Origin of the sequence: Blautia coccoides (assembly GCF_034355335.1) — a bacterium.
Classification (GTDB): Bacteria; Bacillota; Clostridia; order Lachnospirales; family Lachnospiraceae; genus Blautia; species Blautia producta.
On the sequence record NZ_CP136422.1, the window covers coordinates 1,351,799 to 1,366,618 of the forward strand.

The following is a 14,820-nucleotide window of genomic DNA, read 5'->3' on the forward strand; positions in this document are numbered from 1 at the left end:
GAACGAAGTATGAAGTAGTATCTGACATCTGCCGTCTGAAAGGAGAAGAGTTGGAGAACAAGAGAAAGTATCTGACAGACAGGCAAAGTAAGGGAAGTTGGGGAAATTTCAATTGTTTTGAAAGTTAAGTTTGTGGGAAAGAGATAAATAGACAGAAAATAAAAAAATCATACATTGATTTCAGAATAATTGTATGTTAAAATAAAAAAGGATATAGAGAATAAAAATTTAGGGTTATATTCTGTAGGAATAGAGTGAAAGGAGGTCGCTATGAGCGTACAGTTATTGGATAAAACCAGAAAGATTAACAAACTGCTTCATAACAACAACTCTTCTAAGGTGCTGTTCAACGACATTTGTGAGGTGATGGTGGAGACTCTGGATTCTAACATTCTGGTTATCAGCCGGAAAGGGAAGGTGCTGGGTGTGGGCACCTGTCCGGGTGTGGAGGAGATCACGGAATTGATCGACAGTGAAGTGGGCGGTTATATTGATAAGCTGCTCAATGAGCGTCTGCTGGGCGTGCTGTCCACAAAGGAGAATGTGAATCTTCAGACATTAGGATTTGAAGGCGAGAACATCAGTAAGTATATGGCTATTATCAGCCCCATTGATATTGCCGGTGAGAGACTGGGTACTCTTTTTATGTACAGGGATCAGAAGGGGTATGATATTGAGGACATTATTGTCAGCGAATATGGCACAACTGTGGTAGGGCTGGAGATGATGCGCTCTGTACATGAGGAAAACGCAGAGGAGAACCGGAAGATCCAGGTTGTGAAATCTGCGTTCAATACGCTTTCTTTTTCAGAATTGGAAGCGATCATCCATATTTTTGATGAATTGGACGGGGATGAGGGAATCCTGGTTGCCAGCAAGATTGCCGACAGAGTGGGAATCACTCGTTCTGTGATCGTCAATGCGTTGAGGAAGTTTGAGAGCGCAGGTGTCATTGAATCCAGATCCTCAGGTATGAAAGGAACATATATCAAGGTACTCAATGAAGTGATATTTGATGAGTTGGAAGAGATCAAGAAGCGCAAGCTGGTAAAAAAACAGTAAATGCAGGGAAAGAAAACCGGAGGTTATTCATATAGTAGGAAATAACCTCCGGTTTTCTTTGGGTTTTTATATTTTTTACCGGAAATACTGTATGTAGAGAACAGGTTCTGGCTAAACTTCTGCTATAGAATCCTGTTTCAGAAAAGGATTTCATGCTGAAATATAAAGATTCTAAAATAAATATAAAATTCAATGAAAATTAAAAAGATGAGAAAACAAGAGAAAAAGAGAGTTAAAAATATAAAATGTAAGAATTAACTCAGCTAATCGGAGATGAAAGAAGTTGCAGAAATGCGGCAGATTCACTAATATATGACTAACGGTTAGCACTCGAATCAAATGAGTGCTAATAACAAGCAGAGAATTTTAAAAGGAGGCAATAGATATGAGATTAGTACCATTAGGAGACAGAGTTGTATTAAAACAGTTGGTTGCAGAAGAGACCACAAAATCCGGAATCGTGTTACCGGGCCAGGCACAGGAGAAACCGCAGCAGGCGGAAGTTGTAGCAGTAGGACCGGGCGGAGTGATCGACGGCAAAGAAATTAAAATGGAAGTTGCCGAAGGCGACCAGGTAATCTACTCCAAATATGCTGGTACAGAAGTGAAGCTGGATGGTGATGAATACATTATCGTTAAGCAGAGCGATATCCTTGCAGTAGTAAAATAACAGATATCTATATTTTACAAAACTCTATTAACATGAATAAAACCAGAAAACAGAAATAGACATTATTTAATTTCAGGAGGAATCAAATCATGGCAAAAGAAATCAAATACGGCGCAGAAGCAAGAGCTGCCCTTGAAAGTGGTGTGAACCAGTTAGCTGATACAGTTCGTGTAACATTAGGACCGAAAGGAAGAAACGTTGTTCTGGATAAATCCTTCGGAGCTCCGCTCATCACAAACGATGGTGTGACCATCGCAAAAGAAATCGAGCTGGCAGACGGATTTGAAAACCAGGGCGCACAGTTGATCAAAGAAGTTGCTTCCAAGACAAACGATGTAGCCGGTGACGGTACTACAACAGCAACTGTTCTGGCACAGGCAATGGTAAACGAAGGTATGAAGAACCTGGCAGCAGGCGCTAACCCGATCATCCTGAGAAAAGGTATGAAGAAAGCAACAGAGGTTGCAGTTGATGCCATTCAGAAAATGAGCGGAAAGATTGAAAGAAAAGATCAGATCGCAAGAGTAGCAGCTATCTCCGCAGGTGATGATGAAGTAGGCGAAATGGTAGCAGATGCTATGGATAAAGTGAGCAACGATGGTGTTATCACCATTGAAGAGTCCAAGACCATGAAGACAGAGCTGGATCTGGTAGAAGGTATGCAGTTTGACAGAGGATACATTTCCGCATACATGGCTACAGATATGGATAAGATGGAAGCAGTTCTGGATGATCCTTATATCCTGATCACTGACAAGAAGATCTCCAATATCCAGGATTTACTGCCGATCTTAGAGCAGATTGTAAAATCAGGAGCAAAACTGCTGATCATTGCTGAGGATATTGAAGGCGAAGCACTGACAACCCTGATCGTAAATAAATTAAGAGGAACCTTCTCCGTAGCAGCAGTGAAAGCTCCGGGATATGGTGACAGAAGAAAAGAAATGCTTCAGGATATCGCTATCTTGACAAACGGTACTGTGATCTCCGACGAGCTGGGTCTTGAGTTAAAAGACGTTACCATGGATCAGTTAGGACGTGCAAAATCTGTAAAAGTACAGAAAGAAAGCACAGTTATCGTTGACGGTGAAGGCAACAAAGAAGATATTGATGCAAGGATCGCTCAGATCAAACATCAGATCACTGAGACAACATCCGAATTCGACAAAGAGAAATTACAGGAAAGACTTGCAAAACTGGCTGGCGGTGTTGCGGTTATCCGCGTAGGTGCTGCTACTGAGACAGAGATGAAGGAAGCTAAACTGCGTATGGAAGATGCCCTGAACGCTACAAGAGCAGCAGTTGAGGAAGGTATCATCGCAGGCGGCGGATCTGCTTACATCCATGCATCCAAAGAAGTTGAGAAGCTGATCGCTGAACTGGATGGAGATGAGAAGACAGGTGCCAGAGTTGTCCTGAAAGCTCTGGAATCTCCTCTGTACCACATTGCAGCAAATGCAGGTCTGGAAGGTTCTGTTATCATCAACAAGGTAAAAGAATCTGATATGGGTGTAGGATTTGACGCGTTAAATGAAAAATATGTGGATATGGTAAAAGAAGGTATCCTGGATCCTACAAAAGTTACAAGAAGCGCACTGCAGAACGCAACAAGTGTTGCAGGTACTCTGCTGACAACAGAAGCTGTTGTTTCCAATATCAAAGAAGAAACACCGGCTATGCCGGCAGGCGGTGCTCCTGGAATGGGAATGATGTAAGATATATATAGAAATTTCACATTTCTTATGCCGGTGTCATATGGACACCGGCATTTCTTTGTGATAGACTTATAAGCAAAAGCCCAAGCTGTTCAGTGCGGCAAATGCACAGACCTGCTGAACGGGCTGCACAAAAGCGGACATTTAAGGAGGAAAACATGAACGACGCGTACTCAGAACTGCTCGTAAAAAAGGAGCAGACCATAAAAGAGAAGGCAATCAAGGTATTGGTCATCGCACTGATCGTACTGGCGGCAGTAGCCGGTATTTTCATTACACCCATCGCCCTGGTTGTAGCTGTAGTTCTGGGAGCGGCTGCGTATTTTCTGCTGCCGAACCTGGATCTGGAATTTGAATATCTCTATGTGAACGGAGAGCTGGATATTGACAGGATCGCTTCCAGAGCAAAAAGGAAGAGGGTCAAGAGCCTGGATCTCTCCAAGATGGAGCTTATGGCTCCTGTACAGTCACATCGTCTGGATTACCAGAACCACAATAAAAATATTAAAGTTTACGATTTTTCATCCGGAAATCCATCCCATAAGATTTATGCCATGATCATCCCGGACGACAAAGAAGTTTGTAAAGTGCTGATCGAGCCGGACATGGAATTGATCAAAAATATAGAAAAAAGCTGTCCGAGAAAAGTTTTTACGGATTGACAGGTTTGTCGTAATTTGTTATATTATTTTACTATAAACAAACGAAGGGAGAACAAAAATGGGTAAGATTATTGGTGAAGGCATTACTTTTGACGATGTGCTGCTGGTTCCGGCATATTCTGAAGTAATCCCCAATCAGGTTGATTTGTCGACAAATCTGACAAAAAAAGTGAAGTTAAATATTCCGATGATGAGTGCAGGAATGGATACAGTTACCGAATACCGTATGGCAATTGCTATGGCGAGACAGGGAGGTATCGGTATCATCCATAAAAATATGTCTATTGAAGCACAGGCAGATGAGGTAGACAAGGTAAAACGTTCCGAGAACGGGGTCATCACAGATCCTTTCTATCTTTCCCCTGAGCATACTCTGGAGGATGCCAACAATCTTATGGCAAAATTCCGTATTTCTGGTGTTCCCATTACTGAGGGCAGGAAGCTGGTAGGTATCATTACCAACCGTGATCTGAAATTTGAAGAGGATTTCAGTAAAAAGATCAAAGAGAGCATGACATCAGAAAATCTGGTCACAGCCAGAGAAGGAGTCACTTTAGAGGAAGCCAAAAAAATCCTGGCAAAATCAAGAAAAGAAAAACTTCCGATCGTCGATGAAAACTTCAACTTAAAAGGTCTTATTACCATTAAAGATATAGAGAAACAGATCAAATATCCCTTATCCGCAAAGGACGAGCAGGGAAGACTGCTGTGCGGCGCAGCGGTAGGCATCACAGCCAATGTTATGGCCCGCGTGGACGCGCTGGTGGAAGCACAGGTTGATGTCATTGTAGTGGATTCCGCACATGGACATTCCGCTAACATTCTCAAAGCAGTCAGGGAGATCAAGACAAAACATCCTAACCTGCAGGTAGTTGCAGGTAATGTGGCAACCGGAGCAGCAACAAAAGCCCTGATCGAGGCCGGCGTAGATGCTGTCAAAGTCGGTATCGGACCTGGTTCCATCTGTACCACACGTGTGGTAGCCGGTATCGGTGTTCCGCAGATCACAGCGATCATGGAGTGCTACGCAGCGGCAAAAGAAGCGGGTATTCCCATTATCGCGGACGGCGGTATCAAATATTCAGGAGATATGACCAAAGCGATCGCAGCAGGAGCCAATGTCTGCATGATGGGTAGTATCTTCGCAGGATGTGACGAAAGCCCGGGAGACTTTGAATTATATCAGGGAAGAAAATATAAAGTTTACCGAGGCATGGGTTCTATTGCCGCAATGGAGAACGGCAGCAAGGACCGCTACTTCCAGCAGAATGCCAAGAAACTGGTTCCGGAAGGTGTCGAAGGACGAGTTGCTTACAAAGGCCATGTGGAGGATACGGTATTCCAGTTAGTGGGTGGTCTCCGCTCCGGTATGGGCTATTGTGGTGCAAAGGATATCGAGACTCTGAAGCAGACCGGACAGTTTGTTAAGATCACAGCCGCGTCTCTGAAAGAATCACATCCGCACGACATTCACATTACAAAAGAAGCACCGAATTACAGTGTAGACGAATAATAGGAAGCACAGGCATTGTGTATCTCCTATCGATACAAGAACAGAGGCTGTTGCTATAGTGGCAACAGCCTTTTGTCTTATAAAAAGGAGAAGTCTGTCTTACGGTCAGCGCGGTAAATGCGCAGGCCTGCCAAAGAGCTGCAGGAAATGTACATAAATGGGGAGAAACGCTTATGGGACAAAGGAGAGGAAATAACAGAAGGGATTACAGAAGGATAAACAGAAGGAGGCAGAGAAATAAAAGGCTCATGCTCTTCGGACTGGTCCTGTTGGGGATCATATTTGCAATAGGGGTTATAAAAATAGTCACAGGAAAGATACAGGATGCCAAGCTGGAAAAGCTGCAGACAAAGGTCACCCAGGAAAACGGCAGCTTTATAGGCGCGCCCCCTTTTGATGTGGAGCTGTTGGATGTAAATGAGTATTCCAGACCGGGCATTCCTTTGAAAAAGATAAAAGGCATTGTGGTGCATTATACTGCAAATCCGGGAAGCACGGCAGAGGAAAACAGAAATTATTTTGAGGGGCTGAAGGACAGCCATGAGACAAAAGTGAGCAGCCATTTTGTCATAGGGATTGAGGGCGAGATCGTCCAGTGCATTCCCAGTTCAGAGATAGCCTATGCCTCCAACTCCCGCAATGACGATACGTTATCCATTGAGTGCTGCCATAAGGATGAGACCGGTGAATTTACCCAGGCAACATATGACTCTCTTGTCAAGCTGGTGGGATGGCTCTGTTACCGCTTTGACTTAAAGAGCAGTGACGTGATCCGCCACTACGATGTGACAGAGAAAATCTGCCCCAAATACTTTGTGGACCATCCGGATGCCTGGGAACAGTTTAAAATGGACGTGGACACGCAGATACAGGTGGTGGCAGAGGAAGTGAAGGCAGCGGCATATAATAAGACAGAGTAGGCGGCAAGACCGCCGAAAGAGAGAAGGAGGATTCCATGCGTATATACAGAAGGATAAAAACATATTTTGAAGAGCATATTGTTTCCTCTTTTGTTCTTGTGTTTTCACTGGCTGTTTTGGTAATGGCTCTTGTATTTCAGGGATACCTGAAAAATGAATACCTGAATTATCTGGTGGAACAGAGCTTTGAAACAGAAAATGCCGTATTGGTGTCTGTCCAGAAAAATGTGAAATACTCGATTAAAGAGCATATAAACTTCGGCAGTGAGATGGTGGTATCCGCAGATATCTATAATAAGGTTCAGGCCTGCTATGACAGCAATGGATATAATGCGTTATACAACACATTGTCGGACTATGACTATATTAAAAACACAGTGGCAGTGGCCATTGTGGGCGAGGACGGCCTGTTGTGCCAATATGACAGGTACAGGCGTTCTGACGGGGCCATGTGGGATGATGAGAATGACAAGTACCTGCAGGAAATGTATCAGGAAGTCATGAACAATACCAATAATTATTATATTCCGCTGTATATGGCATCCACTGAACCGGGAGTACACCCTCAGGACTCCGATCTCCGGCTTTTTCACGTGGCATATCCCCTGATCGGCAACAGAACCGGTCTCAGAAAAGTGAAGAATGTTCTGATCGTCAGCTATAATATGGATGTCTTTAAGGAATTTCTCAATACAGTGGAGATTCCCAAAGTAAAATACGCCCAGGGCTACATAGCAGATGAGAATGGACAGATCCTGTATCATAACATGGACCAATATATCGGTACCTCGGAGGATAACCTGGTGCGGGATGATGATATACAGATTATCAGCCGGGAGCTGGGTTACTTTGGGTGGACCATGAACATTCTTATGGATGAGCATAAAATGCAGGAGCATGTGGATCAGATTTACAACAGGGGTGTGATGATCTATATACTGATACTGGCAGCCTATATCTTTTTGACGGTTTTCTTTATGCGGTATCTTCTCAAACCGGTCACAAAGATTTCCGAGTCCATCAAAACCGTGAAAAAGGGCAATTTCCACAGCAAGATTTCTATAGAAGGAAAACATGAGATCTGGCAGTTGGCAGATGAGTACAATAAAATGATAGAAGCCCTGGAAGAAAAAAATATAGCTATGAAGAGGCAGCATGAGGAAACGCTGGCATCCATTGAGCGTCAGCATCAGGCAGAGAGGGAAGCCCTTGAATCCCAGATCAATGCACATTTCATATGCAATACCCTGGGCACCATTAATTATGAAGCTATAGAGGCGGGAAACCGTCAGGTATCTGTCCTGATCAAAAAGCTTTCCAATATACTCCGCTATACATTTGACCAGAAATGTCAGGATGTCTATCTGTACCAGGAAATTGCATGGATCGATCAGTATCTCTATCTGCAGAAAACAAGATTTGAGAATGTCTTTGACTATTCCATCGAATTTGAGGAGGAATATGGTTATTGGCCCTGCTGTAAACTTATGTTCCAACCCTTTGTTGAGAATTCTATCCTCCATGGCTTTGAGGGAAGACATGAAGGAGGCATCGTTAAGATCACCGTATCGGAGGAAAAGGGACGTCTGAGGATCGAGATCAGGGATAATGGCAGCGGAATTGACGCAGATACGGAAAAAATGATAAAAAATATCTTAAAGTCAAAGGGAATGGCACCTGTTCTGCAGCGGCAGAAGGTAGGCATAGGGATTTTAAACGTTGTCACAAGAATGCGGATGTATTATGGAGAGAAGCTGGATATCCAAATGCAGACAGGACTGGGTGAGGGAACCTCTTTTACGTTCTGGATCCCGATCCCGGAATCTGAGCTAAAAAAACAGAAGGAGATATGCCAGGAGGAGGAACCGATGTGAGAATACTTATAGCGGAAGATGAAAAAAGGGCCAGCAGAGGGCTTAGGAATCTGATCATGATGGTATCGGACAAACATGAGATCGTGGGGGAGGCCGCAGACGGAAAAGAGGCATTTGAGCTTATGAAGCTTTTAGAGCCTGATGTGGTCTTTACAGATATTAAAATGCCGTATATGGACGGAATATCCCTCATAAGAGCGGCCAGAGCGCAGGATATAAAGATAAAGTTTGTTATAATCAGTGCGTATGAGGAATTTGAACTGGCCAGGCAGGCAATCTCTCTTGGAGTCACAGACTATCTGGTAAAGCCTCTGGTACCTGAAGATATCGAGGATATTATTCACAGGCTGGAAGAAAACAGCAGCATTACCTGGGATAAGGAGAACAGGGATTTAAAAAGCAGATACCCCAATGCGCACCCGCTGATCTTAAAAGCAATGCATATTATAGAATGCTCCTATGCATCCAAAATCTCACAGAAGGATTTAGCGGCAGACCTGGGGGTCAGTGCAGAATATTTCAGTTATCTGTTCGGCAGAGATATCGGTGAGAATTTTTCCAGATTTCTCAGAAGGTACCGGATTGAGAAAGCCCAGGAACTGCTGCTGGAGGGCAATATTTCTAAGGACGAAGTGCTGTACAGTGTGGGATTCTCAGACCCCAAATACTTTAACAAATGTTTCAAGGAAGAGACGGGAGCCAATGTGACGGAGTTTATAAAGGCGAGACGTTAATGTCTCGCTTTTTTGTGTGTAAAATGCTGTTATTATATGACTAAAATGTACAATATATACAACGAAAAATAAAAAATATTAATTTTTTACTCCGATATTAAAAAAATACCCTAAAAAATTAATCCCAATCTTAAAAGCGGCGGTTTTTGAAATGGCATTTTACCGCTATAATAAGAACATCCTAAGAAACGAAAAAACAAAAGGAGGAAACAAAATGAAGAGGAAAGTTGTTAAGACATTGGCGCTGACTATGACATCTGCAATGGTGGTGGCTATGACAGCAGGCTGTGGTAATTCAGGAGGCGGTGACACGAAGAGCGACAGTACGGATACCGGCACAGAGGATACCGCAGACGACGCGGATACAGGTTCCGCGGAGACTGAGACAGGAACAGAAGCCACTGCAGCAGACATAGGGGAGCCTAACGGCGGTAAAGAAGTTACCCTCTGGCACTATTTCGAGCATGAGGCTGACGCCCTGAATGCGGTTGTAAAGAAATATAATGAAGAGCAGAGTGATATCTACATTGTACCTACTTTTGTATCACGTGATGAGTTAATGAAACAGTATACCATCGGTGCTGTGTCAGGAGAACTTCCTGATATCGGAATGGTGGATTCACCGGATATGGCATCCTACATTTCCCTGGGGGTGTTCGCAGACATCACAGAGTATCTGGAGGGATGGTCTGATCTGGATCAGTTCTATGAAGGACCTCTGAGCAGTTGTATGGACGCAGACGGAAAATATTACGGACTGCCCAACAACTCAAACTGTCTGGCACTGCTGTGCAACATGGATATGCTGAAAGCAGCAGGTATTGAAAATCCGCCGACCACATGGGACGAATTTAAAGAAGCCTGTGAAAAAACCACAGACGAAGCCAACGGAGTTTACGGATTTGCTATGTCAGCCATCGCTAATGAAGAGGGAACCTTCCAGTTCATTCCGTGGCTGTACGGCGCTGGAGCAGACATCACAGATGTTTCTAGCGACAAGGCAGTGAACGCTCTGACATTCTTAAGTGACCTGGTAAAAGACGGATATATGAGTAAAGAAGCTGTAAACTGGGGACAGGGCGATGCTTACAATGCATGGATCGCAGGTAAAGCCGCTATGCTGGAATCCGGTACATGGCAGATCGCAACCTTAGATACCGATAATAAAGATGATGTTACATGGGAATACAAGTATACTCCAATGCCGAAAGGTGAGCAGCAGGCAACTGTTATCGGCGGTGAGAACTTCGGTGTATGCAGCGGTTCCGAAAATGTAGAAGAGTGTACAGAATTCCTGAAATATATGCAGTCCGCACAGAACACAGCAGACTGGTGTGAAATCGCAGGAAAATTACCGGTTCGTGCAGACGCAGTAGAACTGAAAGATTTCTGGACAGCAGATGAGAGATATAAAGTATTCAATGACTCCATGGAATTTGCAGTTGCAAGGGGACCTCACGAGTCCTGGCCGACAATTTCCGAAGCACTGTACAAAGCAGAGCAGGCAGCTTTACTGGGTGACAAAGACCCGGCAGAAGCTCTGAAAGAAGCACAGGCAACGATTTCACCTATTTTGGAAGAAACACCTATTGCAGTACAGAAGTAAAACAGAATAGGCTGCAGTTTGGTTGGCTGAACTGCTGCAAAAAGTCTGGATGCTGACTGTAAAACAAGGTTTAAGGTGTATCCCGGTGATACATCTTAAACCTTTTTAAAAGAAACAGATAGGAATTTGGAAGAGGGGTGAAATCCATGAAAATGTCGATGGCGGCAAAAAAGAGAAGAGAAGGCTATACCTTTATCCTTCCGGGATTCATTTATATGCTGGTGGTTCTTGGATATCCGCTTGTGTACAACTTTGTACTCAGCTTCAGGAATGTAAATGTTAAAACATTCAAAGGCGGAACAGATGTATTTGTAGGTTTGTCCAACTACATAGAATTATTTCACAATGAAACATTTTTGATGGTATTTAAGAATACATTTGTGTTTACCATCGGATGTTTGGTTGTACAGTTCACAATAGGATTTATATTTGCATTGTTTTTCTCAAAGAAATTTACACTTGCTGGACCGATCCGTGGTATGATCCTGGTGGGATATATGATGCCAATGTCTGTTACGGCTCTGTTGGGCAAGAATATGTTCGATGTGTCCAGTGGTGTGATCAATGACCTGTTTATGAAGCTGGGTCTGATCAGTGCTCCGGTGGAATGGCTGCTCAGCGGAAGTACAGCCATGATCGCCATCATTGCGGTGAACTGCTGGGTTGGTATTCCGTTCAATATGCTGCTTCTGACCTCGGGTCTTACAGGAATTTCCACTGAGATTTACGAGAGCGCGGAAGTTGACGGTGCAAATCCGTTCCAGAGATTTCTTTATATCACACTTCCGCTTATGAAACCGGCTATATTATCAGTGCTTATGTTAGGATTTATCTATACATTTAAAGCATTCGATCTGATGTTTGTTATGACAAGCGGAGGTCCTCTGAACTCTACTGATGTTCTGGGTACTTATGCTTATACATTGTCCTTTAAACAGTATGAATTCTCCTTAGGTTCTACAGCGGCGATCATCTTATTCGCGTGTCTGTTTATTGTGGGACTATTCTACTTGCGTCTCATATCAAAGGAGGATGATTAGAATGGCAGGAAAAGTAAAAATAACAAGTTCCAAAGAAAAAAGAAAAAATATTATCAACTGTGTTATTGCGGTTATTGTTGCCATTCTGTTCCTGTTCCCGATCTACTGGATTCTGGCTATGTCATTTAAATCAGATGCGGAATCCTTCGGTAAACTGGTGACATATTATCCGCACCATTTCACCCTGGAACCCTGGATCAAAAACTTCCAGGATGCAGAGTTTTTATCCTCTCTGAGGAACAGTGTCTGTATCGCCTTTTTATCTATGGTGATCTCACTGGTATTTGGTATTCCGGCAGCTTACGGCATGGGACGTTATAAAGTACCGGGCAGAAAAGTATTCCTGCTCACATTCCTTGTGACCCAGATGCTTCCTGCATCTCTTATGCTGACACCTATGTATCTGATCTTTAACAAGCTGCATTTATTAGGAACCTACTTAGGCCCATCCCTGGCCATCGCCTCCGGGTCTGTACCGTTTATTGTTGTAACCCTGAGACCTTATTTCAAAAGCGTGCCCACATCCCTGGACGATGCTGCCAGGATTGACGGCTGCGGTGTGTTCCGGTCCTTCTTCAAGATCATGATCCCGGCAATTAAGACAGGTGTCATCACAGTAGTGGTTATCTCCTTCCTGGGCGGCTGGAACGATCTGGCATACTCCATGACCTTTAACGTGAAACCGGATATGCGTCCTTTGACAGCCAATATTTATAAGTTCCAGAGTAAATACGGAACAAAGTGGAACTGTATCATGGCGTATGGCGCGATTCTGGTACTGCCGGTTATCCTGTTGTTTGTATTCCTGCAGAAATATATTGTGGGCGGCCTGACGGCAGGGGCGGTAAAAGAATAATTAAGAAGGTAACCGAGAGCGTACGGAACAGTTACTGAAATTTATAACAGTGAGGACAAGAAATGACGGATTTTGTAAAAAGAGAAGACGCATCCACAGGAGATTTTCGCTCAGACAATAAATTTTTACTGGGATATTTTGAGGAAAAGGATCATGCATTATTTTACCGTTATGATGCGGAGCGGGTTATTGTGGAACCCTGGGGAAAGAACAGTTTGAGGGTCCGGGCCTCCAAAATGCCTGAAATGCCGGATGAGCTTTGGGCACTGGACGGAAAGCCGGAAGGACGCGAAGAAGCCAGGATTGTAATACATGATTTTTCCGCGGAAATTGTCAACGGAAATATCAAAGCAGTAGTGAACAATATTGGAAAGATTACATTTTACAACCAGAAAGGTGAGGTGCTCCTTGAGGAATATGTCCGCAACAGAGAGGACATGTTTGCGGATACCTGCAGTTCTTTGGAGGTTGAGGCGAGAGAATTCAAACCGATCATCGGCGGGGATTATCAGCTTACCATGCGCTTTGAATCCAATCCCAATGAAAAGATTTATGGCATGGGCCAGTATCAGCAGAAATTCTTAAATGTCAAAGGGGCGGAACTGGAACTGGCACACAGGAATTCCCAGGCAAGTGTTCCCTTTGCCCTGTCATCGCTGGGATATGGCTTCTTATGGAATAACCCTGCGATCGGACGTGTCAGCTTTAATAAGAATATTACCTCATGGGAGGCAAGATCCACTAAAAAATTAGATTACTGGATCACAGCAGGCGACACACCCGCTGAAATTGAGGAAGCCTACGCAGACGCCACAGGAAAGGTACCCATGATGCCGGAATACGGTATGGGATTCTGGCAGTGCAAACTCAGATATCAGACACAGGAAGAGCTTCTGGAGGTGGCTAGAGAATATAAGCGCCGTCAGATTCCCATTGATGTGATCGTTGTGGACTTTTTCCACTGGCCGAAGCAGGGAGACTGGAGATTCGACGAGACCTACTGGCCTGACCCGGATGCCATGATCGCAGAGCTGAAGGAGATGGGAATTGAGCTTATGGTTTCCATCTGGCCTATGGTGGATTATAAGAGTGAGAATTTTGAGGAGATGAAGGCAAAGGGCCTTCTCACAAGGGTAGAAAAAGGTGTCCGTATTGACAATACATATATGGGCAATACCATCCAGTATGACCCAACCAATCCGGAAGCCAGAGAATATGTCTGGAATAAGGCAAAACAGAACTATTATGACAAGGGTGTGAAGATTTTCTGGCTGGATGAGGCAGAACCGGAATATACGGTGTATGACTTTGAGAATTACCGTTATCATCTGGGACCGAACGTACAGATTGGAAATGTATACCCGGCAATGTACGCACAGACCTTCTTTGAAGGCATGAAAAAGGAAGGACAGGAAAATATCGTCAATCTGCTGCGCTGCGCATGGGCGGGAAGCCAGAGATACGGAGCACTGGTGTGGTCAGGTGATATCCACTCCTCCTTTGAGAGCCTGCAGAACCAATTTGCGGCGGGACTCAACATGGGGATCGCGGGAATTCCCTGGTGGACAACAGATATCGGAGGATTTTTCGGAGCCAATATCTATGATGAGGATTTCCACGAGGTACTTGTCAGATGGTTTGAATACGGCACCTTCTGTCCTGTCATGAGACTGCACGGATACCGTATGCCATACCAGCCTCAGTACGGAACAACCGGCGGTGCGGAGTGCGTATCCGGGGCACCCAATGAAATCTGGTCTTACGGAGATAAAGTCTATGAGATCTGCAAGAAATACATTGAAATGCGTGAAGCCATGCGTCCCTATGTGCGCCGTCTGATGGAGGAGGCACATGAAAAGGGAACTCCGGTCATGAGACCTATGTTTTATGATTTCCCGGAGGACAAGGCCTGCTGGGATAATGAGACACAGTACATGTTCGGGCCTGAGATATTAGTAGCTCCGGTTATGGAGAAGGGACAGACACAAAAAGAAGTCTACCTTCCCACAGGAGCTGTGTGGAAAAATGTATGGACAGGCGAGACATACGAAGGCGGACAGACTGTAATGGTGCCGACACCTATTGAACAGATCCCGCTGTTTACAAAAAATGATTTTGAACTGAACTTCTAAAAAGAAGGGGCTGCTGCACGTAAAACTGGGGCAGCC

At 44.3% G+C, this 14,820-nt stretch carries 12 protein-coding genes; all 12 read left to right on the top strand.

Features of this window, described 5'->3' with window-relative positions; genetic code table 11:
- Positions 1-270: 270 nt before the first annotated feature.
- Positions 271-1,062, top strand: a complete 792-nt coding sequence (codY, locus tag BLCOC_RS05865; RefSeq protein WP_018596076.1) for a GTP-sensing pleiotropic transcriptional regulator CodY — start codon at positions 271-273, stop codon at positions 1,060-1,062.
- Between the two features lie 385 nt (positions 1,063-1,447).
- On the top strand, positions 1,448-1,732 hold the full coding sequence (gene groES, locus BLCOC_RS05870) for a co-chaperone GroES (RefSeq protein ID WP_018596077.1): 285 nt from the start codon (positions 1,448-1,450) through the stop codon (positions 1,730-1,732).
- A gap of 89 nt (positions 1,733-1,821) precedes the next feature.
- Complete coding sequence (gene groL / locus BLCOC_RS05875) at positions 1,822-3,447, top strand: chaperonin GroEL (RefSeq protein ID WP_018596078.1); 1,626 nt, start codon at positions 1,822-1,824, stop codon at positions 3,445-3,447.
- 158 nt (positions 3,448-3,605) lie between these two features.
- Entirely contained in the window at positions 3,606-4,109 is a 504-nt protein-coding gene (locus BLCOC_RS05880) for a DUF6106 family protein (RefSeq protein WP_018596079.1), read from the top strand.
- Between the two features lie 58 nt (positions 4,110-4,167).
- Positions 4,168-5,622, top strand: coding sequence for an IMP dehydrogenase (guaB, locus tag BLCOC_RS05885; protein ID WP_115624697.1), 1,455 nt, complete (start codon positions 4,168-4,170; stop codon positions 5,620-5,622).
- 173 nt (positions 5,623-5,795) lie between these two features.
- The gene (locus tag BLCOC_RS05890; RefSeq protein ID WP_115624698.1) at positions 5,796-6,542 is read left to right on the top strand and encodes a peptidoglycan recognition protein family protein; all 747 of its coding nucleotides are present in this window, start codon (positions 5,796-5,798) and stop codon (positions 6,540-6,542) included.
- A 35-nt stretch (positions 6,543-6,577) separates the two neighbouring features.
- Complete coding sequence (locus BLCOC_RS05895) at positions 6,578-8,416, top strand: sensor histidine kinase (protein ID WP_115624699.1); 1,839 nt, start codon at positions 6,578-6,580, stop codon at positions 8,414-8,416.
- Positions 8,413-9,150 (top strand): response regulator transcription factor, encoded by a 738-nt coding sequence (locus BLCOC_RS05900; protein WP_165907162.1) that lies wholly within the window; start codon positions 8,413-8,415, stop codon positions 9,148-9,150. Before BLCOC_RS05895 ends, BLCOC_RS05900 begins: the two co-directional genes overlap by 4 nt.
- Positions 9,151-9,364: 214 nt before the next feature.
- The gene (locus tag BLCOC_RS05905) at positions 9,365-10,756 is read left to right on the top strand and encodes an ABC transporter substrate-binding protein (protein ID WP_044954266.1); all 1,392 of its coding nucleotides are present in this window, start codon (positions 9,365-9,367) and stop codon (positions 10,754-10,756) included.
- 146 nt (positions 10,757-10,902) lie between these two features.
- Positions 10,903-11,796, top strand: coding sequence for a carbohydrate ABC transporter permease (locus tag BLCOC_RS05910; protein WP_018596086.1), 894 nt, complete (start codon positions 10,903-10,905; stop codon positions 11,794-11,796).
- 1 nt (position 11,797) lies between these two features.
- Entirely contained in the window at positions 11,798-12,652 is an 855-nt protein-coding gene (locus BLCOC_RS05915) for a carbohydrate ABC transporter permease (protein ID WP_115624702.1), read from the top strand.
- Between the two features lie 62 nt (positions 12,653-12,714).
- Positions 12,715-14,784 carry a glycoside hydrolase family 31 protein gene (locus tag BLCOC_RS05920; RefSeq protein WP_147298907.1) on the top strand — a complete coding sequence of 690 codons (2,070 nt, stop codon included), beginning with the start codon at positions 12,715-12,717 and terminating at the stop codon, positions 14,782-14,784.
- Positions 14,785-14,820: the final 36 nt, after the last annotated feature.

Bases quoted from the DNA above. Each gene is read 5' to 3' on its own strand.
- BLCOC_RS05920 (WP_147298907.1), top strand. From the start codon at position 12,715: ATGACGGATTTTGTAAAAAGAGAAGACGCATCCACAGGAGATTTTCGC.
- BLCOC_RS05910 (WP_018596086.1), top strand. From the start codon at position 10,903: ATGAAAATGTCGATGGCGGCAAAAAAGAGAAGAGAAGGCTATACCTTT.
- BLCOC_RS05895 (WP_115624699.1), top strand. From the start codon at position 6,578: ATGCGTATATACAGAAGGATAAAAACATATTTTGAAGAGCATATTGTT.
- guaB (WP_115624697.1), top strand. From the start codon at position 4,168: ATGGGTAAGATTATTGGTGAAGGCATTACTTTTGACGATGTGCTGCTG.
- BLCOC_RS05905 (WP_044954266.1), top strand. From the start codon at position 9,365: ATGAAGAGGAAAGTTGTTAAGACATTGGCGCTGACTATGACATCTGCA.
- BLCOC_RS05890 (WP_115624698.1), top strand. From the start codon at position 5,796: ATGGGACAAAGGAGAGGAAATAACAGAAGGGATTACAGAAGGATAAAC.
- codY (WP_018596076.1), top strand. From the start codon at position 271: ATGAGCGTACAGTTATTGGATAAAACCAGAAAGATTAACAAACTGCTT.
- groL (WP_018596078.1), top strand. From the start codon at position 1,822: ATGGCAAAAGAAATCAAATACGGCGCAGAAGCAAGAGCTGCCCTTGAA.
- BLCOC_RS05915 (WP_115624702.1), top strand. From the start codon at position 11,798: ATGGCAGGAAAAGTAAAAATAACAAGTTCCAAAGAAAAAAGAAAAAAT.
- groES (WP_018596077.1), top strand. From the start codon at position 1,448: ATGAGATTAGTACCATTAGGAGACAGAGTTGTATTAAAACAGTTGGTT.
- BLCOC_RS05880 (WP_018596079.1), top strand. From the start codon at position 3,606: ATGAACGACGCGTACTCAGAACTGCTCGTAAAAAAGGAGCAGACCATA.